The 20705-nt window shown below is 69.0% G+C and carries 18 protein-coding genes and 5 pseudogenes; 7 read left to right on the top strand and 16 right to left on the bottom strand.

Features of this window, described 5'->3' with window-relative positions:
* Positions 1–25: 25 nt before the first annotated feature.
* From CD790_RS33550 to CD790_RS33545, 3 genes and pseudogenes are all read right to left on the bottom strand, one after another.
* Positions 26–851: pseudogene (locus CD790_RS33550) on the bottom strand (IS5 family transposase); the annotation flags it as partial.
* An 81-nt stretch (positions 852–932) separates the two neighbouring features.
* Positions 933–1100, bottom strand: coding sequence for a hypothetical protein (locus tag CD790_RS35090; protein ID WP_186319390.1), 168 nt, complete (start codon positions 1098–1100; stop codon positions 933–935).
* Entirely contained in the window at positions 1097–1486 is a 390-nt protein-coding gene (locus CD790_RS33545) for a hypothetical protein (protein WP_186319389.1), read from the bottom strand. Before CD790_RS33545 ends, CD790_RS35090 begins: the two co-directional genes overlap by 4 nt.
* Positions 1487–1624: 138 nt before the next feature.
* On the opposite strand from CD790_RS33545, the gene CD790_RS33540 reads away from it, so the two are divergent.
* Together CD790_RS33540 and CD790_RS33535 are read left to right on the top strand one after the other, a co-directional pair.
* Positions 1625–2056 carry an SRPBCC domain-containing protein gene (locus tag CD790_RS33540; protein ID WP_144387166.1) on the top strand — a complete coding sequence of 144 codons (432 nt, stop codon included), beginning with the start codon at positions 1625–1627 and terminating at the stop codon, positions 2054–2056.
* Positions 2053–2607 (top strand): TetR/AcrR family transcriptional regulator, encoded by a 555-nt coding sequence (locus CD790_RS33535; protein ID WP_313956570.1) that lies wholly within the window; start codon positions 2053–2055, stop codon positions 2605–2607. The genes CD790_RS33540 and CD790_RS33535 overlap by 4 nt, the downstream gene beginning before the upstream one ends.
* Before the next feature lie 717 nt (positions 2608–3324).
* Here the strand turns inward: CD790_RS33535 and CD790_RS33530 are convergent.
* Both CD790_RS33530 and CD790_RS33525 read right to left on the bottom strand, forming a co-directional pair.
* Positions 3325–4590 carry a hypothetical protein gene (locus CD790_RS33530; protein ID WP_144387165.1) on the bottom strand — a complete coding sequence of 422 codons (1266 nt, stop codon included), beginning with the start codon at positions 4588–4590 and terminating at the stop codon, positions 3325–3327.
* Positions 4591–4809: 219 nt separating this feature from the next.
* Positions 4810–5718: a LysR family transcriptional regulator gene (locus CD790_RS33525; protein WP_186319388.1), complete on the bottom strand. Its 909-nt coding sequence runs from the start codon at positions 5716–5718 to the stop codon at positions 4810–4812.
* A 260-nt stretch (positions 5719–5978) separates the two neighbouring features.
* On the opposite strand from CD790_RS33525, the gene CD790_RS37075 reads away from it, so the two are divergent.
* Both CD790_RS37075 and CD790_RS33510 read left to right on the top strand, forming a co-directional pair.
* Positions 5979–6185, top strand: coding sequence for a gamma-glutamyl-gamma-aminobutyrate hydrolase family protein (locus tag CD790_RS37075; RefSeq protein ID WP_144387163.1), 207 nt, complete (start codon positions 5979–5981; stop codon positions 6183–6185).
* A gap of 202 nt (positions 6186–6387) precedes the next feature.
* Positions 6388–7827, top strand: a complete 1440-nt coding sequence (locus tag CD790_RS33510; protein WP_144387162.1) for an amino acid permease — start codon at positions 6388–6390, stop codon at positions 7825–7827.
* A 51-nt stretch (positions 7828–7878) separates the two neighbouring features.
* On the opposite strand, the gene CD790_RS33505 is transcribed toward CD790_RS33510, so the two are convergent.
* The 4 genes and pseudogenes from CD790_RS33505 to CD790_RS33490 form a co-directional block, all read right to left on the bottom strand.
* Positions 7879–8370, bottom strand: a complete 492-nt coding sequence (locus CD790_RS33505; protein WP_144387161.1) for a universal stress protein — start codon at positions 8368–8370, stop codon at positions 7879–7881.
* 4 nt (positions 8371–8374) lie between these two features.
* The gene (locus CD790_RS33500) at positions 8375–9631 is read right to left on the bottom strand and encodes an SLC13 family permease (protein ID WP_144387173.1); all 1257 of its coding nucleotides are present in this window, start codon (positions 9629–9631) and stop codon (positions 8375–8377) included.
* A 507-nt stretch (positions 9632–10138) separates the two neighbouring features.
* Positions 10139–10695: pseudogene (tpg, locus tag CD790_RS33495) on the bottom strand (telomere-protecting terminal protein Tpg).
* Positions 10696–10707: 12 nt separating this feature from the next.
* Positions 10708–10896: pseudogene (locus tag CD790_RS33490) on the bottom strand (hypothetical protein); the annotation flags it as partial.
* 40 nt (positions 10897–10936) lie between these two features.
* On the opposite strand from CD790_RS33490, the pseudogene CD790_RS33485 reads away from it, so the two are divergent.
* Positions 10937–11648: pseudogene (locus CD790_RS33485) on the top strand (transposase).
* A gap of 133 nt (positions 11649–11781) precedes the next feature.
* Here CD790_RS33485 and CD790_RS33480 read toward each other — a convergent pair.
* Complete coding sequence (locus tag CD790_RS33480) at positions 11782–12213, bottom strand: VOC family protein (RefSeq protein WP_144387160.1); 432 nt, start codon at positions 12211–12213, stop codon at positions 11782–11784.
* Between the two features lie 637 nt (positions 12214–12850).
* Here CD790_RS33480 and CD790_RS33475 point away from each other — a divergent pair.
* Both CD790_RS33475 and CD790_RS33470 read left to right on the top strand, forming a co-directional pair.
* On the top strand, positions 12851–13090 hold the full coding sequence (locus CD790_RS33475) for a hypothetical protein (protein ID WP_144387159.1): 240 nt from the start codon (positions 12851–12853) through the stop codon (positions 13088–13090).
* A gap of 157 nt (positions 13091–13247) precedes the next feature.
* On the top strand, positions 13248–14513 hold the full coding sequence (locus tag CD790_RS33470) for an IS701 family transposase (RefSeq protein ID WP_144387158.1): 1266 nt from the start codon (positions 13248–13250) through the stop codon (positions 14511–14513).
* A gap of 160 nt (positions 14514–14673) precedes the next feature.
* Here the strand turns inward: CD790_RS33470 and CD790_RS33465 are convergent.
* The 6 genes and pseudogenes from CD790_RS33465 to CD790_RS33440 all read right to left on the bottom strand — a co-directional run.
* A pseudogene (locus tag CD790_RS33465) lies at positions 14674–15227 on the bottom strand (IS630 family transposase); the annotation flags it as partial.
* Positions 15228–15343: 116 nt separating this feature from the next.
* Positions 15344–16075 carry a group II intron maturase-specific domain-containing protein gene (locus CD790_RS33460; protein WP_144387157.1) on the bottom strand — a complete coding sequence of 244 codons (732 nt, stop codon included), beginning with the start codon at positions 16073–16075 and terminating at the stop codon, positions 15344–15346.
* Positions 16076–16137: 62 nt separating this feature from the next.
* Complete coding sequence (locus CD790_RS33455; RefSeq protein WP_144387156.1) at positions 16138–17985, bottom strand: ABC transporter ATP-binding protein; 1848 nt, start codon at positions 17983–17985, stop codon at positions 16138–16140.
* A 12-nt stretch (positions 17986–17997) separates the two neighbouring features.
* Complete coding sequence (locus tag CD790_RS33450) at positions 17998–18420, bottom strand: lasso peptide biosynthesis B2 protein (RefSeq protein WP_144387155.1); 423 nt, start codon at positions 18418–18420, stop codon at positions 17998–18000.
* On the bottom strand, positions 18417–18686 hold the full coding sequence (locus CD790_RS33445; protein WP_144387154.1) for a lasso peptide biosynthesis PqqD family chaperone: 270 nt from the start codon (positions 18684–18686) through the stop codon (positions 18417–18419). The genes CD790_RS33450 and CD790_RS33445 overlap by 4 nt, the downstream gene beginning before the upstream one ends.
* Complete coding sequence (locus tag CD790_RS33440; protein ID WP_144387153.1) at positions 18683–20536, bottom strand: asparagine synthase-related protein; 1854 nt, start codon at positions 20534–20536, stop codon at positions 18683–18685. The genes CD790_RS33445 and CD790_RS33440 overlap by 4 nt, the downstream gene beginning before the upstream one ends.
* Positions 20537–20705: the final 169 nt, after the last annotated feature.

Below are 20705 nucleotides of genomic sequence, written 5' to 3'. Positions count from 1 at the left end.
ATTGCGGCGAGGGTGACGATGCCGAGACGTAGGCGCGCTTTTCGTACCTGGTTGCCACGGCCCGGAAGTTCTTGAGCGCCATGACGGTCCGTTCCACTTCGTTCCTGCGGGCGTACCTGTTGGGGTCGAATCCGGTGGGCCGGCCGCCGCCGCTGCCTCGGCGTCGGCGGTTGGCCTGCTGGGTCCTGGGTTCGGGGATGGTGTGCTTGATCGGGCGTCGGCGCAGGTCTCGCCGGTTCCTGCATGAGGAGTACGCCCTGTCGCCGCTGAGGTGACCGGGCCGTGTCCGGGAGCGTCCCCCGCGCTGGGGCGGGGGACGCGGATGCGGTCCAGGACCGGGATCATCCGGGGCGCGTCGCCCCACTGGCCCGGGGTGATCAGCAGCGCCGGCGGGCGGCAGCGGCCTTCCCCGACCAGGTGGATTGTGGTGGGCAGTCCGCCGCGGGAGCGTCCGAGGGCCTCGTCGCTGCGGTGCTAGACAGGCCGGGACCGCTTCCCGGGAACGCGGGGTGGGCGGGCGCCGGCCGCGTGGTGGTGGGCCTGGCAGATGGTGGCGTCCACGCTCGCCATGGACCAGTCGATCCGCCCTGCGGCGCCGGCGTCGGCCTGTACGGCATGCGGGATGCTGTCCCGGGTGCCGTCCGCTGACCAGCGTCGGTGCCTGGAGTAGATCGTTTTCCAGTTCCCGAAGCGTGACGGTAGGTCACGCCAGGGAACACCGTCCGGAGTCTGCAGAAGATCCCGTTGATCACGGTGCGATGGTCCTTCCAGCGTCCGCCCCTGCCGCTGTGCTTCGGTAGATGTCCCTCCAGCCGGGCCCACTCGCCGTCCGTCAGATCACCCCTCCCCACGCTGGCCAGAACGATCGAACGCGGACACTGTCACCGATCTGGGCGATGGGGACCTCGGCCGCGCGGGGCTCTCCTGCCAGATCATGCAGCCGGGCCGGTGCGCATCAGCAGCCACGCGACGCGGGTGTTGCCCGGCGCCTGGGTGCCCAGCTGCTCCCACCCTTTTGCGGCGTCGCCGTTGGCGAAGCGGACGTCCCACTCGTCCCCGGCCGGCGGTGGGGCGGCGCGGTCTTCGCGCTGTGGGCTCACGCGGCGGCCGCCGGCTCGGGCACGGGCCCGAGGTCCTCTCCGGAGTCGGTGGTCAGCGCGGCGCACAGCTCGGGGCCGGCGTGCACCTCGGCGGAGTGCCGCCACTCGGTGATCAGCTGGGCGACAGCGGCGGTGTTGTCCGGCTCCACGGCCGCTTGCCGGGCCTCGGCCAGCTCGGCCGAGAACTCGCGCACGTCGTGCGCGGGCAGGTAGGGCACCCACGGGAACGTCGCCGGCAGCACGTCCAGGACCAGGGTGCGGCCCCGGGAGGTGCGCATCATCTCCACGAACAGGCGGCTGGCCGCGCCCATGACCTCCTGGTCCTGCTCGGCGCGCGCGGCCGTGGTCAGCACCAGGTCCTCGTCGTCCCGCCGTCGGAGCAGCATCCGCCGCGTTCGCGCCGACCGGTGCCCGCTCGACGGTCTCCGTTCGCCACTTGCGCGGCTAACACTGTTAGCCGTACGCTGTGATCACTTGGCTAACAGCGTTAGCCACCCGCCCCGCCACTTCCCCTCGGAGCCCCCATGCATGCCGTCCGTACTCACATCGACATCGCCGCCCCCGCCGCCCGCGTGTGGCAGGTGCTCACCGACTTCGACGCCTACCCGCAGTGGAACCCCTTCATCGTCAGCATCAAGGGCGTCCCCGAAACGGGCGCGGTGCTACAGAACGTCATCGTCAACAACGGCTCCACCATGCGCTTCCGCCCCACCGTCCGCGCCGCCGTCCCCGGGCGGGAGCTGCGCTGGCTCGGGCGGCTCGGGCTGCCCGGCCTCATCGACGGGGAGCACTCCTTCCTCATCGAGGAGACCGGGCCCGGCAGCGTGCGGTTCACCCAGGCCGAGACCTTCACCGGCGCCCTCGTGGCCCTACCCTTCGTACGCCGCACGCTCGACGTCCACGACGCCTTCGCGGCGATGAACACCGCCCTCAAGCAGCGAGCCGAGCAGCAGTGAGCACCGACCAGCAGCCCGTCCGCACCCCGCGCACCCCCCGCGCCGCCCAGATCGCCGCCGCCGCCCGCGACCTGCTGGAGGAGCGCGGCCGCGACGAACTGACCATGCGCGCCCTCGCCGAGCGCCTCGGCATCCGCGCCCCCTCCCTCTACAAGCACTTCCGCAACAAGGAAGCCGTCGAAGCGGCACTCGTGGAGGACGCCCTCGCCGAGATGGGTGCGGCCCTGCACACCGCCCTGGGCGAAGTACCCGCCACCGGCCGCGTGCCCGCGCTCCTGGCCGCCTACCGGCGACACGCCCTCGCCCACCCCGGCCTCTACCGCCTGGCCACCACCGGCCCGCTGCCGCGCGCCGCCCTGCCCGACGGGCTGGAGGAGTGGGCCGGAAGCCCCTTCTTCCTCGCCACCGAGGACCCCCACCTCGCCCAGGCCCTCTGGTCGTACGCCCACGGCATGGTGCTCCTCGAACTCGACCACCGCTACCCGGACGGCTCCGACCTCGACCTCACGTGGCAGGCCGGCGCCCGCGCCTTCACAAAGCCGCGCCGCTGACCGGCACGGTCGCGGCACAGCGGGGACTGTGCCCACTTCGGCCGTAGAACGGCGCTGCCTCCGGGCGGCCGGAACAGAAGAGGAGAAAGGCGCGCAGAGGTTCTCCGGGCCGAAGCGGTCTCGAACTGCCAGGAAGACTGCGTGACATGGAACCCGACCGCGTCCGTTCCTGGGAGCGGATGACCGTGTACCGGGCTACAGGAGCGGCCGGCACACTCGGCTCTGCCTCGCTGCTGGTCGCCGCGTACCTGGAATACACCGGCGTCAGCACCGAGAGGTTGCACCTGGAACACGCCGGTGCCACAGCGGAGGCGGCCTGCCGTCTCGCCGAGGCCGCGCACCCCACCGGCTGGAGCGCCATCGCTGTCGAGGACGCCGTGGACGCGATCGGCACCCTCGTGGAGGCCCTCTCGTCCCTGGATGCGCACTCCGCACGGCTCCTCGCCCCGATCAGGGTGACCCGCGCGGTCGAACGCCCCGCATCTGCCGCGCTGGAGCATCTGGTCGCCCGGTTGTCCGCAGGCCCTGGCCATCCGCGAGCGGCATCCGGAACAGCCTCGCCGGGCAGCCGGGGCAGGCGATGCCCGCAGCCGCGGCGGCGGTGGGCGCGGCCACGTCCGGCGCTGGTACGCCTGGGGCCGCCCCCGGGAGGGGGTACGCGGGCCGCCCTGGCAGGCAGGGCGTGGAGAGGCTGCGCAGCCTTGGCCGCGCAGTGATTCAGGATGCGGGTGTGGCGGTGGTCTCTTCGTCGGTCAGGCGGGCGCGCCAGTTGCTGACGTGGGCGTCGGGCATGGACGCCAGGCGGGCGATTTCCCCGTCGCTACGGCCGTCGGACCAGGCCAGGATCCGCGTCACGGTGCGGTTCCGTGCGGCGCGGAATTCCTTGAGCATGTTCTCGAGGCGTTCGACTTCCTGGGCTTCGAAGACGAGCTGCTGGTCGACGCCGGAGCGTTCCTCGGCGCGCAACCGATGCATATAGGCGTCCAGGCCCGTCAGGACCAGGCCCTCCTCATGCGCGGCGTTCTGGAACCTTTCGGCCAGAGCCGCCAGCACGCAGTCCGTAACGTCGGCGAGGTTGGCTCCGGGGGGCTTGGCCGCCTCCCAGGTGCCCCGGCCGGACTCCGTCGTCTCCAGCCAGATGCGGGCGTCCGTCGGAGTGCGGTCGCCGCACGCCTCCGCCCGGTAGGCGTACAGGGCGGCACGGTGGCCGTAGAAGGTGAAACCGTCCTCGATCTCCTGATCGGTGGCGCGGCACATCCGCCCCGGTACACCTCCGTAGCCGCTCTCAGGACGGTAGTCGGCGTAGGCGTCGAGTTCCGCGTCCGTGGCCAGGCCCCAGGAGGGGTCGCACAGGTCGGGGTTCATGGAGAGGAACGTGCCGACCTCGATGCGCCACGACGGGACCGGTGTCGTGCGTGGTGTGGGCCACATGAGCTCGCCGGAGGGGGCCTCGGTGTGGGTCGTGGCCTGCTCGATGTCGTCCCAGGCGGTGGCGGCCTCGGCCGACCATTCCAGCTCGTCCTCCGGCCCGATCCGGTGGACCGAGTCCACGAGCCGCTGCACGGCGGGCAGTATGCGCAGCGCGAGCGCGTGCAACTCCTCGGCGGTGAAGAACCGCCAGGAGCAGCCGCGCTGTTCGTCATGGGTCAGGTGGCCGAGGAGCTGCACCATGACTCCGGGGGCCGGAATGGTTCCGTCGCCGAGCGCTCTGCGGGGAGGACCGGGGAGCTGACTGCTGCGGTCTTCGTGCGAGGCCCGCCAGTCGATGTCGCCGAACCAGACGGTGCCGTCGTGTGCGTCCACTGCCAGCCACTGGTGGTAGCCGGCTCCCGGGCCGTAGCGCTGTTCCTGCTGCTCGGCGTGCTCGTCGTGCCACACGTATTCGGCGGGGGGCGGGGCCAGCTCTACGGCCATGAAGCCGTCCTCGGGGCGGTAGCCGGTGAGGACGCGGGCTGTTCCCGGCGCGCTGTTGGCTGCGGTCATGAGGGGTTTCCTCTCGGTGGAACGTCAACCGCCGCAAACGTAGTGCGCCCGGCACTCGATAGTTTAACTTTCAGCCATTGTGGCCGATAGTCGGAGGTGCCGAAAACGCTGGGCCACGGTGCGGTCTACGCGCGTGCAGCCGCCGCCAAGTTGGCTGCTTTTCACACGGCCGCAACAATTCGTTCACCTCCGGCTGCCGCCCCCGCCGCACGGTGGGCCTCAGGAGAGCGCGGACAGTGCTTGCGCGGCGAGCATCTGCTCCAGCGCCAGGACGGCGTGCGGGGCGTGCCGGGTGTTGATGCGGACGGCGTAGATGTAGCGCGTCAACTGCGGCTCGGCCAGGGGGCGGGCCACGACCCGGGCGGTGCCGCGGCCCAGCGCCAGTCGCGGCATGACGGCAACGCACAGGCCCGCGGCCACGAAACCGAGGACCGTGTTGAAGTCGTCGCCCTCGTATTGCAGGCGGGCCTGGAAACCCGGTGTCTGGGCCATCTGGGACAGCAGTTCCAGGTGCAGAGCGGCCTCCGGAGCCGCGATCCACGTTTCGGTCGCGAGGCTGGCCAGGTGGATGACCTCCCTGCCGGCCAGGCGGTGGTGTTCGGGGACCACGGCCACCACCGGATCGCGTGCGACCAGCGTCCGGCGCAGCATCCGGGGCGGCGGGTCGGGAATGAAGTCGTAGTCGTAGCTGAGGGCCAGGTCCATGTCCCCCCGCTTGAGCCGGTTGTAGCCGGCCTCGGGTTCCAGTTGGGAGAGGCTGACCTGCACGTGGGGGTAGGCCGTGTGGAGTTGGGCCAGTGCTTGCGGGACGATGCTGGTGGCGGCGGAGGCGAAGGCGCCGAGCCGGATCCGGCCGGCCGTCCCCGCGCGCATGGCGTCCAGTTCCGCCGATGCCGCCGCCAGCACGTTGCGGACGCTGTGCCCGGCGTCGAGAAGGACTTCGCCGGCCGGGGTGGCGCGGACGGGGCGGCGCTCGAGCACCCTGAGGCCCGCGCGGCGTTCGAGTTCGGCGATCTGCTGGGAGACGGCGGGCGCGCTGTAGCCGAGTTCGCGTGCGGCGGCGCTGAAAGAGCCGTGCCGCACGACGGCTTCGAGGGTGGCGAGCAGGCGGGGGTCGAGTGCGTGCACGGAGTTAAGGCTCACTTATCTATTGCGAAGATGTGTTTTCTTGTGGTTGCGGTTGAACGCCAGCAGGATTCTTGCTCGCGGCAAGAAAAACGCAAGCCCGTGCTCCTGGGGCGGGAGTGCCGCTCCTGTGCCGGTCGGGGTGTCCTCCGCCGGTGCCCCGACCGCCTCCTGCCGCAGCCCGCCGTGGCTGCGGAACGGCCGGCGGGCGGGTATGGATCCGGCCGTCGACGATCACCTCTCATGCCCCGGAAGGAAGTGGTATGCACCTACGCCGGCTGTCCTCAGGCGGCGGTTGGTCACGCCGTCGCGCTGCCGCCGGCATCGCCCGCGGCACACCCGTTCCCGGAGTGCGCCGGGGCTTGCAGCCGGTGAACGCGCACGCGGGCGGCACCCTCCTGCAGCGCCTGCCCCACGGGGTGGGCCGTCACGGCCACAGCCCCCACCTTCGGCGGCAAAGCCGCCAGTGACCTGCCGGAGTGCGCCGGCACGCCGGGATCCCGGTCGCCGGGGGTGCCGCGGTGCACTCCGGTGTTCCTTGACCATCTGGGCCATCTGCTCGACCGGTTGGAGCAGAAGATCGACACGCGACGCACTGGCATGTCGGTCGGCCCTCATCGACATCGTGCGCCCTCAGCGTAGGGCCACCACCATGGAAGGCAGACCCGAGGCGTGAGCGAGCAGTTCCTCAAAGACGAGAAGCGCCCCACGGCCCGTCACGTCGACGCCGGGGACACCGGCTACAGCAAGTCCTTGAAGCCCCGGCACGTCAATATGATCGCCATCGGAGGTGCGATCGGCACCGGGCTCTTCCTCGGCGCGGGCGGTCGCCTCGCCGACGCAGGGCCCTCACTGTTCGTCGCCTATGCCGTCTGCGGCGTCTTCGCCTTCCTCGTCGTGCGTGCGCTCGGCGAGCTCGTCCTGTACCGGCCGTCCTCCGGTGCCTTCGTCTCGTACGCCCGGGAGTTCCTGGGGGAGAAGGGCGCGTACACCGCCGGCTGGATGTACTTCCTCAACTGGGCGACCACCGGCATCGCCGACATCACCGCCGTCGCCACGTACACCCACTACTGGGGCATGTTCTCCGATGTCCCGCAGTGGGTGATCGCGCTCGTGGCCCTGGCCGTGGTCCTCACCGTCAACCTCATCTCCGTGCGGATCTTCGGCGAACTGGAGTTCTGGTTCGCGATCGTCAAGGTCGGCGCGCTGGTGGTCTTCATGGGCATCGGGATCTTCCTCCTGACCACCCGTCACCCCGTCGACGGCGCCGTCCCCGGCCCGGCCCTGATCAGCGACAACGGCGGGGTCTTCCCCAACGGCCTGCTGCCCATGCTGCTGATCATCCAGGGCGTCGTCTTCGCCTACGCCTCCGTCGAACTGGTCGGAGTCACAGCCGGTGAGACCGAGAACCCCGAGAAGATCATGCCGAAGGCGATCAACTCGATCATGTGGCGCGTCGGCATCTTCTACGTCGGCTCGGTCGTCCTGCTGTCGATGCTGATGCCGTGGAGCAGCTACGGCGCCGGCGAGAGCCCGTTCGTGACCGTGCTCTCCCGCATCGGTATCCCGGCGGCCGGCGACGTGATGAACCTGGTCGTCCTTACCGCGGCCATGTCCTCGCTCAACTCCGGCCTCTACTCCACCGGCCGTATCCTGCGCTCCATGGCCGTCAACGGCTCCGCACCGCGCTTCACCGCCCGGCTGAGCCGCAGCCAGGTGCCCTACGGCGGCATCCTGCTCACCAGCGGCATGTGCGTCCTCGGCGTCGGGCTCAACTTCGTCGTTCCGGCGGACGCGTTCGAGATCGTGCTCAACCTCGCCGCCCTGGGCATCCTCGCCACCTGGGGCATGATCATGGTCTGCCACCTCCTCTTCTGGCGGAAGACCCAGAGCGGCGCATTGACCCGCCCCTCCTACCGCCTGCCCGGCTCCCCGTGGACCGAACTGGTGACGCTGGCCTTCCTCGCCTCCGTCCTGGTCCTCATGTACGCCGACGGAGGGGCCGCGCGCACCACCGTGCTGTGCGTGCCGCTGATCGCCGCGGCGCTGGTCGCCGGCTGGTACGCGGTTCGCGGGCGCGTGGCGGGCGCCGCCGCCGAGAGCGAGGACTGAGCCGGCCACCGGCCCGCGGCCACCGGCCACCGGCATCTGCAGGTCGCAGCATCAGCGGTGGTGCGGCGGCGGTGGCGGGACGGTGGCCGTGCCCGGTGGCGTCTGCGGCCACACCAGCAGGACCGGGCAGGGGGCGTGGTCGACGATGAAACGGCTGGTGGGGCCGAGGCTGCGGGGGCCGAGGCGGGTGCGGTCGCCGTCGCGGGCGAGGATGAGCAGGTCGGCGCCCTCGGCGGCGGCCACGACCTCGCGTTCGATGCGACCGGAGCGTTCCCGCCGGGTGCACGGGCGTCCCAGCCGCGCGGCCGCGTCGGCCAGGAGCCGTTCGCCCGCATCGTGGGCCAGGTGCTCCACCCGTGTGCCGGGGTCGCGGTCGGGGCGTGCCCGGCCCAGCAGACCGGCGTAGGCGCCGTGCGCCACGCCGGGCGCGCCGGGGCCGCTGATGTGGAGCAACACTGTTTCGGCGTCCGCGGGTGTGTGGGCGCGCGCGGCGTCGACACAGGCGGGCCAGGTGCCCTCGACGATCCAGACGATGACACTCACGCGTTCAGCCTCCGATCGTGTGGAGTGACACCCACAGTGCCACCACCGCCGGCAGCAGGGCGGCAGGCGTGGCGAGCAGGCCGAGCCGGGTGAACTCGCCCAGTTCCACGTCGGTGTCGTGTTCGCGCACGATACGCCGCCACAGCAGCGTGGCCAGGGACCCGGCGTAGGTGAGGTTCGGGCCGATGTTCACCCCCAGGAGCACGGCCAGGACGGCGCCCGGTCCGGTGGGGGCGGCCAGCGGCAGCAGCACCAGGACGGCGGGCAGGTTGTTGATGACGTTCGCCAGGACGGCCGCCAGCGCCGCGATGACCAGGAGGGACACCAGGCCGGTGCCCTCCGGGAACACGCGGCCCAGGGCGTCCGCCAGGCCGTTGTCGACCACCGCCCGGACCACGATGCCCAGCGCCAGCACGAAGACGCAGAACGGCAGGGCCGCGGCCCGCACGAGCGTGCGGGGGCTGGTGCGCCGTCGGGCCAGGGCGCGGACCGCCAGGACGGCCGCGCCCGCGGCCGCCGCCCAGGCCGGGTCGATGCCGAGCGTCGAGGCCAGCACGAAACCCGCCAGCGTGCCGGCCACCGTGAACAGGGCGAAAAGCGGAAACTCAGGGGTCTCGACGGCGGGCGGGGCGCCGGCGCCCGCGTCGAGGTCGGTGGCGAAGAAGCGGCGGATCACCAGGTACTCCGCCCCGATGGCGACCAGCCACGGCAGCGCCATCAACGCGGCGAACCGGGTGAAGGACAGGCCGCTGGCGGCGAACGCCAGCAGGTTGGTCAGGTTGGACACCGGCAGCAGCAGCGAGGCGGTGTTCGACAGGTGGGTGCAGGCGTAGACATGCGGCTTGGCACGGGCGCCCAGCCGGGCGGCGGTGGCGAAGACCACCGGAGTCAGCAGGACCACCGTGGCGTCGAGGCTGAGGACCGCGGTGATGAGGGAGGCCATCATGAAGACGATGCCCAGCAGGCGGCGGGGCCGGCCGGCCGACCGGCGCGCCGTCCAGGCGCCGCAGGCATGGAACAGGCCCTCGTCGTCGCACAGCTGGGCCAGGACCAGGACGGCCGCGAGGAAGCCGATCACCGGGCCCAGCCGGGCGGCCTCGGCCACGGCATGGTCGAGGGGGATCGCTCCGGTGGCGATGACCACGGTGGCGGCGGGGACCGCCACGACCGCCTCCGGCCAGCCCCAGGGCCTGATCACCGCGCAGGCCAGCACGGCCAGGAGCAGGACGACGGACAGTGCTTCTGAGAGGGAGGCGTTCAGGGTCAAAACCTTTCGGGTGCGGTCCTCGGCACGAGGGGGAAGAGTTCCTGGTACAGCTTCACCTATGTCCCTGCGTGCCCGGTCGCTCCGCTGCGGGCCGACGTGGCGGCGTGTCCTGGGCCCTTCCCGCCGCAGCGGACGCGGAAGAAGCCTGTGGCCGGCGGGAAACCGAAAAGGCGCCTTCGTTCAGGCAACCGTGAGCAACACGGCCGCGTCCGGACCCGTCGGAACCGGAGAAAAGCTCAGGGAGGGGCCGCCTTGTGACTTCCTGTACTCCCCCCGCACTCCCGACGCGCCGGTGGTCGTCCGACGTCGGTTCGCGGTCGGTTCTCCCGGCGAGGGTCACGGTCACGGGCACGGGCACGGGCACGGGGTGAACGGTACGGGGCGACGTTGCTGAGCCACGCCATCGCGTGCGTGAGCCATCAGCCCCCGTGGATACGCGAGCGGGCCCGGACCGGCCGGTCCGGGCCCGCGAGCTGCCGGGGGCTGCCGGGGGCGCATCCTCTACAGGTCGAACTCCACGTGCTCGACGTCCGTGAAGCGGACTTCCTCCAGGGAGCCGGCGCGGCGACCGCCGTCCTGGAAGTACACCTCCTTGAGCGCTTCGGCGGCGATCTCCCGCAGGCGGTCGTCGTCGGCTCCCTGGTCCTGGGCGTCGAAGAGGCGGGCGGCGTAGTGGGGTGGCAGGGCGACGGTCAGGTGCCGGATGCGGTCCTGGTCGGTCGAGCCGATCGGCGCGGCGTAGCCGAGGCGGGCTCGGGTGTCGATGACGATGCCGCCGGTGGTCGCCGCCTTCTGCCGCGCCTTCGCGCGGATCTGCGGCTGCCACCGCTTCTTCACCTCCCGCTCCAGGCGGGCGGCGAGGTCCGGGCGGGGTGTTCTGATCTGGTCCTTCACGTACCGCTCGACGGTACGCTGGGAGATGCGCAGCATCTGGGCGACCGGCTTGGTGCTCTTGAGCTGCTTGACCAGGTAGCGCATCTGCGCGCCCGCGCTCTTGGGTGCCGGGCGGGTGAAGGACTTGTGCACCGCAGCGTCCAGGCCGTCCCGAACAGGCTCATCGTCGCCTTCTCCTACTCTCCGTTGTCGGCGTCGGTGACGGTGCCGTCCTTGATGTACCGGGCGAGGTTGAGTTCCGGGGCGTTGAACTGGTCCCGGACGCCTTCGCCCCACAGGACGGTCTGGGTGCCTTCGTGCTTGACCAGGCCGGGGTTGATGCCGAGCTTGAAGCCGCCCGGCAGCGGTTTGCCCTCCCGGTAAGGGTTGTCCCGTAAGTGATCTTGCCGTGGGATGATCTCGGCCGTGGCTGGTGTGATCACGGCGTCTGAGCCGTCCTGGATGGCCCCGTTCGCCGGACTGAGCCCGCGTGCCTTCGGCAAGTTGATGAGGCAGCTGCATCGCGAGGGCGGCGACGCGCCGGGCCGTGGCCGGCCGTGGAAGCTGTCCCTGGAGGACCGGGTGCTACTGGTGGCCGCGTACTGGCACACCAACTTGACCCTGTGCCAACTCGCGCCGCTCTTCGGAGTGTCCAAGTCCACCGATCGCGTCATCGACCACCTCGGCCCCAGGCTCGCGCTGGCCCCGCGCAGGCGCTTCGCCAAGGACGCGGTGCTGATCGTGGAATCGCTACTCGACGAACCACCAGGTGGTCATCGACGCCGACACCCGCCCGGTCGTGGTGGTCGGCCGGCCGCTGCCGGGGAACCGCAACGACTGCCTGGCCTGGGTCGAGTCCGGTGCCAAGCGGGCGGTCGGCAACACTACGACGATCGCGGACGGCGGCTACCTGGGCACCGGGCTGATCATGCCGCACCGCCGGCGCAAGGGCGAGGAACTGCCCGACTGGAAGGAGGCCCACAACAAGAGCCACAAACGGGTTCGCGCCCGCGTCGAGCACGCCTTCGCCCGTATGAAGACCTGGAAGACCCTGCGCGACTGCCGCTTGAGAGGCGACGGTGTACGCCACGCGATGCACCGCGTTGCCCGCCTACACAACCTCGCTCTCACGGGATGACTCCCGCCGCAATGCGGGACCTGAGAGGTCCACGGGAGACCGGCCTTGGGGAGCATCGGGGCAACCGATATCGGCTGCCCCGATGCTCCCCAAGGCCGGAGACGGCTCCCCACCTCGCAGTCTCGGAGGAGAATCAGTCGAGGCAGAACTCGTTGCCCTCGATGTCCTGCATCGTGATGCACGACTCGTTGACGCCATCGGCGCGCTGCGTCAGCACGTGTTTCGCGCCGAGCGCCATCAGCCGCGCGCATTCGGCCTCGAGTGTGGCCAGGCGCTCCTCACCCACGAGCCCGGCGCCGGCCCGCACATCGAGATGCACCCGGTTCTTGACGACCTTCCCTTCGGGAACTCGCTGGAAGAGCAAGCGCGGGCCCACACCCGAGGGATCAGTGCACGCGAAGTAGATCTCATCCTCGGGCGGCAGCGAGCGGTGGTACTCCTCCCACGTGGCAAAGCCCTCCGGGACCGTCGGCACGACGTACCCCAGCACCTCGCACCAGAAGGCGGCGAGGCGCGCAGGCTCCGCGCAGTCGAAGGTCACTTGGAACTGTTTGATCGTTGACATCGGCGCACGATAACAGGGCCCTGCTCATCTCCCCAGGTCGGGAGGTCCGCACGTTGTCGGGAGGAGGCGCCTGCCACCCGCTGCTGTGTCGTGCGGTCGCAGGGGTGAACCGAGGTCAGTGCCTCCCCCAGGGGAACCTGGGATGCCGTCCCGGCCAGCGACTCTCGTGCTGCCAAAGATCAGTTACGGGATAGTGGCTTGCACCATCGGGCATCTCCGACCGGCGTGCCGGAAGGACAATTTCGGTCAAGAAGCCCGTTTCATAGGGTCGTTGACGATCGCAGCGAAGACCCCACACCACGGTAGTCACGCACACGCATGCTCACGTCCACGATCAGCTGTGTCGTCTCTACCGCCGCCGCTACCGTTGCCGGGCTCAACCGTCCTCACCCGGCGAAGCCGCCGACCGGGCCCCGCTTCCACCGAGAACACAGCCCGGAATCGCCGTCACGACGGCCGGCGCATCGCCCCACGCGTGGCTGACCAGACCACGCCCGCGCTGGAGGCGGCATTCTACCCCCACGCTCCATGTTCACCACGCCGCCGGCCTGCAGGGCACGGCCGCGCTCGACACCCGTCGCGGGGCGTGGATGATGCTCGATCCGGACGCCTCGCGGATCTGGCAGGCGCCGGCACCGTGCGAGGCGGCACAGCCGGGCTCGCAGATGAGATCGCCCTCCCCGCTGGCCAGGACCCGGAGGCCGTCGAAGGCCGGATCACCGCGTTCGTCGAGCACCTGGTGGCCGCCGGCGTGCTCGTCGACACCGACCGCCCGGCCCGCAGGAGTGGCGGCGATGACGGCCGTGGTCGTGGCACCGCCGCAGCACGGGCCTCCCGGCCGGACGCGCTGCGGACACCGGGGGGAGCGGGCCGATAGTGTCGAGGGTCGGTCGCAGGCTGAGGGGGGTCCATGGCGAAGCGCAGGCCTAGTACTCCAGTTGCACTTTGCTATTGCCGCTGGTTAAAGGCTTGTTTTCGAGTGTAACGAGCTGACTGGTCGTCATGTTGCTGGAGTTCGTGACCGGCGGCATGTGATGGCTGTTGTGCTGATCGTGCAAGATGATGTGCGGCCCGATGTCTGGGCTTCGGAGCTGGAGGAGGTGCTGCTGCGGATCGGTCACCGGTTCGGCCGGGTCGATCTGCGGCGGCGGATGCGGGACTACGTGCGCGGGCTGCTCGGTCCTGTCGGCAGGAAGAACGGCTGGCAGCTGGCCGAGTACGTCGGCCATGATGTGCTGGCTGGTCTGCAGCACCTACTGAACCGGGCCCGGTGGGATCCGGACGAGGTCCGTGACGACCTGCAGGAATACGTGGCCGAACGGCTCGGCGAGCCTGACGGTGTCCTCATCATCGACGAGACAGGCTTCCTCAAGAAGGGGGCCACTTCGGCGGGCGTGCAGCGGCAGTACTCGGGCACGGCGGGACGTACAGAGAACTGCCAGGTCGCCGTGTTCGCGGCCTATGCCTCGACGCGGGGCCGGACCCTGGTCGACCGGCAGCTGTACCTGCCGAAGTCCTGGATGTCCGACCGGGAACGGTGCCGGGCGGCGGGGGTACCCGACGGTCGCGCGTTCGCCACCAAGACCGAGCTCGCCCGGCACCTGGTGACCAGGGCGCTGGCCTCACCACTGCCCATCGCGTGGGTGACCGCGGACGCGCTCTACGGCCAAGACTGGCACTTCCGCCGCATGCTTGAGGAAGCCGGAGTCGGGTACGTCGTCGCCGTGCCGAAGTCGCAGCAGGTCAAGTCCCTGGCCGACTGCTGGCGCATCGACCAGCTCATCTCCGACGCACCCGACGACTCCTGGGAACGGCTCTCCTGCGGCGACGGCGCCAAGGGCCCACGCGTCTACGACTGGGCGGCCGCAATGCTGCCGACAGTCCCGTTCTTCGAGGGTGACGGGCCCTCGCACCGTAGGTGGGTACTGGCCCGCCGCAACATCGCCTGCCCGGACGAGATCGCCTACTACCTGGCATACGCGGCCACGGGGACCACCGTGAACCAGCTTGTCGCCGTCGCCGGCAGCCGCTGGGCGATCGAGTGCTGCTTCCAGAGTGCGAAGAACGAATGCGGCCTCGACCAGTACGAAGTCCGGCGCTACCCGGGCTGGTACCGGCACATCACCCTCGCGATGCTCGCTCACGCCTTCCTCGCCGCCATGGCCGCCGCCAACGCCGCTGAAAGGGGGGCAGCAGAAACGGATCTTTCCTCGTCCCGCTCAGCCTGGCGGAGATCCGCAAGCTCATGGCAGCTTGCCGCCCTGGAGCAAGTCACCGTCAGCACACGCATCACGCCCTGAGATGGTCCCGCTTCCGACGGCGCCACCAGGCCACCGCCAAACGCTGTCACTACCAACGCCGCACCGGCATCACGAACTCCACCAACATGACGACCAGTCAGCTCGCTACACTCGAAAACAGGCCTTTGACCAGCGGCAATAGCAAAGTGCAACTGGAGTACTAGTGATCTGAGTCAGAGATAGAGATTCTTCGACAGTAGGCGGCGACTTTGTCGAGGATCTCGTCGGCGGTCTTCGTCCAGACGAACAGCCGTGGGTTGTCGTTCCTGTCGGCGAGCCAGGCCCGGATGTCGCGTTCCAGTGCCTGGACGGAGCGGTGGACGCCCCGCTTGAGCTTCTTCTGCGTGAGCTCGGCGAACCACCGCTCCACCAGGTGTTCAGCCACGAGGAACTCGTGGGCGTGAAGTGCAGGTGGAAGCGCGGGTGGGCCAGCAGCCACTTCTTGACCGCGGGTGTCTTGTGGGTGACGTAGTTGCCCAGGATGAGATGGACCTCGAGGTCCGCGGGCACCTCCTTGTCGAGCCTGGCCAGGAACTTCTTGAACTCGACGGCCCTGTGCCGGCGGTGGAGAGAGCCGATCACCTTGCCGGTGGCGACCTCAAGAGCGGCGAACAGGGTGGTGGTGCCGGCGCGGACGTAGTCGTGACTGCGGCGCTCAGGGACTCCGGGCACCATCGGCAGAACGGGCTGAGACCGGTCCAATGCCTGGATCTGTTGGGTCGGGGACGGGGTTCCGTGCGGCTTCTCGGCCGTCGGTTTCCCCGTCCCCGCCCGCCGAACCCGGCGTGCGGGTCATCCCCGCACCGGGCTCTCCATGTGAACCGATGGGTTCAGCTGACGAGTTCGGAGACGTGCCCGACGAACGCCGCGTCGTCGTGACCGGTCCGCCGGAAACGGGCTCCGACCGGGTCGATCTCGTCGATGTTGAACGGCGTGGCGATCTGCGCTCCGCGGTAGCGGTAACGCTCGACGCGCATCTTCACCGGGCTGTAAAGGACCAGGCCGTCGTCGCAGATCCGATCGGCTCCGTAGTAGCGTCGCCGGATCTGTTTCCAGGTCATGTGGGGATGCTTTCGGCGGATCCAGTAGATCACCCGCCACCAGGCATACCAGCCCAGGTAGGCGAAGGGTCTCTTCGATGCGCCGTAGCGGAAGTACGCAGCCCGGCCCCGCAGGATCGGGTTGATCTTCCGCAGCACGTCCAACAACCGGAGCGAGACCGCTCCTGTTCCTGTGGCCTCCTTGATCTTGTGCATCACCCGTGCCAAGGCGTCCTTGGACGGGATTGTCAGCACCACCTGACGACCGTCGCCTCTGCGCCTGCGCTGGATGCGAAAGCCCAGGAAGACGAAGCCGTCGTTGATGTGGGTGAGGTGTGTCTTCTCGACCGAGAGGGTCATCTTCAGGCTGCTGGCCAGCAGCTCGCCGATCTCCGACTTGATGGCTTCGGCATCGGACCGAGTGCCGGAGACCAGCACCACAAAATCATCAGCGAAACGCACCAGCCGGAAGTTCGGCAACCCCTTGCGGCGGCGATTCTGCCGCCGCCAGTTCGGGCTCATGTCCCGTTCCCAGATCCGGGCGAAGTACTATCTGGCGATGAGCGAGGGCGACCGGCGCCGCCTCAACTGTGTCCGCAGTCGCTACCACAGCGACCTTGGAGGATCCGCATACTCGAATCGATCTCCGCGTGGGTACCGGTGGCGACCACCCGGCCGGCCTTGAACGCCACCACGGAGTCGGCGGCCCGGATGGTGGACGGCCGGTGAGCGATCACCATGAGGGTGCACTCAGTGGAGATCTGCTCGATCGTGCGGGTCAGAGCCGCTTCATTCGCGGCATCCAGCTGAGAGGTCGGCTCATCAAGCAGCAGCAACCGGGGGCGAGACAGCAGTGCGCGGGCGATGGCCACGCGTTGGCGCTCGCCGCCGGAGAGCATGTCGCCGTGTTCTCCGACAGGTGTGTCCAATCCCTTCGGCAGCCGACGTACCAGGGAGTCGAGACTGGCCAGCTCCACGACGCGGCGCAGCTCCTGGTCGTCGGCGTCCGGCTTGGCGTAGGTGATGTTCTCGCGCAGCGATCCGTGCAGGACCGGGGCGCTCTGTTCGACCAGGCTCATCATGGACCGGCACTGGTGGATACTCATGCCGTTCGTGATGTCCACGCCGTCGAGCAGGATCCGCCCGTGATCCGGTTCGTAGAACCGGGCAAGCAGTGAGAAGACCGTGGACTTGCCGGCACCGGAGGGTCCGACCAGGGCGACATGCGTGTTGCGCGGCACGGTGAAGGAGACATTACGCAGCACGGGGCGGTCCGGTTCGTAGCCGAAGCAGACGTCACGGAACTCCACGGCAGGCGTCGTGCCATCGGTCGGCGGCGACGGCTTGCGGAGATTCGTGGTCGTCGGGGCGTGGTCGGTCTCGCCGGGCAGTTGCGCCACCCCTTCGATGCGCTGCAGAGCAGCCATTCCTCTCTGGAGTGTGGCCATGACATCGAAGAGATTAGCCATAGGTGCTGAGATGTAGGTGACGTAAAGCAGGAATCCGACCATGTCGGCGAGTGAGGACTGGCCTTCGGCCACCCGAATTCCGCCGACCACGAGTACGGCCATCATCGAGCCGTGCATGGCAAGCGTCATAGATGGCCCGACCACCGCTTCGCGCTTGGAAGCCTGCAGATTCTGCTCGTACGCCTGCCTGGCCAGCCGCCCGATGCGCTCGCGCTCCCGGCCTTCGGCGCGCATGACGCGCACGGTTCGGATGGCGGACAGCGCCCGTTCCAGCTCGGACGACATTGCCCCCAGGCTGTCCTGAGCGTCCTCGGCGGCCTTGCGGATGCCGGCCAGGACCAGCATGGTCAGCCCGCCGATCGCACCGACGATGACCAGCACGATGAGGAACAGGCCGGCGTCCAGCCAGAGCATCATGGAGATGCCACCAGCGATGACGAAGAAGCCGACCACGACCTCGGACAGGTCATAGGCGATCGAGTCACGGAGTAGAGTGGTGTCGCTGGTAGTGCGCGTCAGGAGGTCCCCGAGACGATGCTTTTCGTAACGGCGCATGGGTAGCCGCAACATCTTGTCGATGATGCGGAGCCGGAGGTCAAGCACAAGCCCCTCGCTGGTGCGCTCCAGCGAATAGTGCGCGAGTGCCGAGAGCGCTGCCTCGACGAGGAATACCACGCCGAGGACGACGGTCAGCAGCAGATAAGGGCGGTCGGCGGAAAACCGGTCGACGGTCTTCGCAGCCAGCAACGGCTGGGCCAGGCCCATGACCGCGCCCAACAGGGAAAGCGTCAAGGCTATGGCAAGTGCCCTGCGGTGGCCACGGGTCACACGCAAGAGATCCCGAAACCCTACACGCAGGGACTCCACCGACCGTGGCTCTTCGTCGTCGCCCCAGGTTTCGGCGGCAGCCTCTTCCAGCTCGTCCGTATCGTCCCTGCGAGTGGACCGGAAGCTTGTTAACACGTGCCTTCCTCCTCAACCGTCCCGCGGCTCGACCGACATCAGCGGGTGGAAAGAGTCGATCCCCGGGCCTTCATCGACAGCGCGCCCCTCAGCTTCGACCCAGGCGTGCGCGCCAAACGGTGCGGTCCGGGCCCCCACGCGCCAGACCGGCCAGTACCCCCGCATGCGGCACAGTAGCGCGGTGGCGATCGACCGTGGCAGACATCCCTTACCCGCGCATGTGACACTGACCGCGACTACGGCCTGGCGTGCCTGGTAAGCCTGTCCGTAGTTGGCCCTACCCGCCCGGCCGCGCAGCCAGGTCAAGATCACGCGGATGTGCCGGGGCGGTAGCCGGGTCAGCGCCAGAGCCGCCGCGACAGCGACACGCGCCAAGAAACGGGTGCGCACCGGAATCCGGTCGCTGATGCGAAATAACGTCTCGGGGGTACTCATAAGCGCACCGTCAATTCTGCGTCGATGAGCTGTTCGGCCAGCTCACGGATGTCGAGGACCGCCTGTTCGGCACTCACTTCGCCAGCAGGGCAGTCGACGATAAGTGCACCGGCCACCTCATCCTCACTGGCACCCTCCAGCAGCATCCGCAGTGTGAGCGACGCGCTGTGATTGAGCTGCCAGTACTCGCCGGAACGCTGGTCGAGCAGCACGCTGCCATCAGCGGTCTCGGCCAGTGAGACGTTTTCGCGTAGTCGGAGGGTCATCGGGATGCCTCCACGTCGGTTCGGCTGAGCGTCATCGGCTCGGCGCTTTGGCTCTCGAGATCGCGCAACCACCGTTCGCAGCTAAAGGTCATGGACATCGCGTAAGGGGTGAAGAGTCGAATCTGGAACCCCGTGCAGATTGCGCGCAACTTCGCGGGATCGATCAGGCCAAGTGCGGCGAGGCGTGAATCCTCGCAAAGCCCAGCGAGTTTGCTGATGTTCGTGCGAATGCCTGTGTGCTCCACGTTGGAGCCTTCGGCCTTGGTCGTACGGGCCAGTGACTGGTCGGGCACGATTCCGCGCATCGCCTCAGTCAGCAGGGGTTTGTAGGTCCAGGGTGTGCGCCGCTCATGGGCCCGAGCCGACATGCAGGCGTTGATGACCGCGTCGTCCAGGTAGGGCGAAGTGAGTCTGACTCCCTCAGCCGCGTACAGCGAAGCAGTCCCCCGTATAAGGCTCGCGCACAACCTGATACCCCAGATGGTGTGGTGAGCGGTCCAGTTGCGACCGTGTTGCCGTGCACTCCCGGCCTCCTCGCCGAGTAATTTCCGCGCGGCTGCCACTGCGTCGGGTGTAGCCCACGGGGGGAGCTGGAGCAAGGAGGATGCGCCCTCGTCCTCATCGTCCAGGGGTGAGGCGACGATTCGTCGGGCGCGGTCAGCTAGCCAAGCAGGGTAGGAGCGTCGTTGCTCGAGCGCCATGCGCCCGATGTCCGACCAGGTCCAGTGCTCCAGGGCACGATAGCCGCGCATGTAGGACAGCGCGGTCAGCGGGCGAGTGCGGAGAATGTCGAACACCCCTGTCGAGCCGCCGGGGAGCGCTTCGTCCCCACCGTCGCCAGTGATGTGCGCCTGTGAGCCCTCTGCGCCGACCATCTTGGCGATCGCCCGGTATATCGTCCGGTCCTCCACACCGGGGAACGGCTCTTCGCCCGCTGGACCTGGCTTGAGGAGGTCTCCGTACGAGGTGGGTAGGTCCGTGAAGGGAACCTTGAGTCGCCGTACGCCTGGCAGGTTCTTGGCGGCGATGTCCGCCCATTTCGGGTCGTCATCACCGAGGTCTGCCGCCAGGGTCGTGAGGGTGGTCAGCGGGCTGCCAGCCCTGGCGAGAAGAAAGCAAAGCGTGGTGGAGTCCAGACCGCCGGACAGGTCGGCGGTCAGCGAAAGCCCGGAGTCGACCCGGGTCTGGACCGCGTCTGTCAAAGCTTCTCGTAGCCTGCCAGCTGCCTCGTTGAGCGACAGGTCATCCGCGGGCGGCGTCCAGCGGAGAGTCATCCGAGCGTTGCCCTGAGGGCTGAGGATGAGGGAATGATCCTCCTCTACTGCGTGGATCCCATGCCATAACGGCATGTTGACGGTGTGTAGGGCCACCTCTGACAGCAACAGCCGCAACAGCAGCCGCTGCTCGTCGACATCAGCACCGGCGAGTGCTGCCAGCGCGTCCGCCCGGGTGGCGGCAACCGTCATGCCACCGACTTGGGTGTAAACCAGCCTACGCAGTCCGGAGAGGGTTCCCTGCGATCGGGTCGTGCCACGTACCGTGGCCAGCAAGTGGAAGCAGCCAGCCAGCTTGTCCTGTGCACGGTCCAGTTCGGCGACGTGTCGGACATGGGCGGCGATGTCGGTGAGTCGCGCTGAGTCCGCCGAGCAGAAGCCGAGGGTTGCCACCTTGGTGGGGCCGGCCGTACCGACCCGGAGGTCCGCCGGGTCCCATTCACCGATGAGCCACGGTCGACCGGACGGGTGATCCACCCGCTGCGATGTCAGACCGAGCCTGGCGGCGATCGCTGTTGACTCCGGGTGGTCCGGGAGGATGACGAGCCACTCGCCCGAGCGGTCGAATAGATTCATGGAAGGAAGTCCCCATCCAGACACATGGTTACGGGTGCGGTGGTGCGGACGCCACTGAGGTGGCGTCCGCACCACCGTCTAGGGATCCGATCCTCTAGGGATCAGCGATCAGAGAATCACGTGGCGCGGACGGCGCCGGTGAGCCTTGTCCTTCCTCGCCGGACGGCTG

The organism is Streptomyces sp. SAJ15 (genome assembly GCF_007595705.1).
Lineage (GTDB): Bacteria > Actinomycetota > Actinomycetes > Streptomycetales > Streptomycetaceae > Streptomyces.
This window is presented reverse-complemented; position numbering and strand designations above follow the sequence as displayed.

Bases quoted from the DNA above. Each gene is read 5' to 3' on its own strand.
- CD790_RS33545 (WP_186319389.1), bottom strand. From the start codon at position 1,486: ATGCTGCTCCGACGGCGGGACGACGAGGACCTGGTGCTGACCACGGCC.
- CD790_RS33540 (WP_144387166.1), top strand. From the start codon at position 1,625: ATGCATGCCGTCCGTACTCACATCGACATCGCCGCCCCCGCCGCCCGC.
- CD790_RS33530 (WP_144387165.1), bottom strand. From the start codon at position 4,590: ATGACCGCAGCCAACAGCGCGCCGGGAACAGCCCGCGTCCTCACCGGC.
- CD790_RS37075 (WP_144387163.1), top strand. From the start codon at position 5,979: ATGCACCTACGCCGGCTGTCCTCAGGCGGCGGTTGGTCACGCCGTCGC.
- CD790_RS33480 (WP_144387160.1), bottom strand. From the start codon at position 12,213: ATGTCAACGATCAAACAGTTCCAAGTGACCTTCGACTGCGCGGAGCCT.
- CD790_RS33470 (WP_144387158.1), top strand. From the start codon at position 13,248: ATGGCTGTTGTGCTGATCGTGCAAGATGATGTGCGGCCCGATGTCTGG.
- CD790_RS33460 (WP_144387157.1), bottom strand. From the start codon at position 16,075: ATGAGCCCGAACTGGCGGCGGCAGAATCGCCGCCGCAAGGGGTTGCCG.
- CD790_RS33450 (WP_144387155.1), bottom strand. From the start codon at position 18,420: ATGAGTACCCCCGAGACGTTATTTCGCATCAGCGACCGGATTCCGGTG.
- CD790_RS33445 (WP_144387154.1), bottom strand. From the start codon at position 18,686: ATGACCCTCCGACTACGCGAAAACGTCTCACTGGCCGAGACCGCTGAT.
- CD790_RS33440 (WP_144387153.1), bottom strand. From the start codon at position 20,536: ATGAATCTATTCGACCGCTCGGGCGAGTGGCTCGTCATCCTCCCGGAC.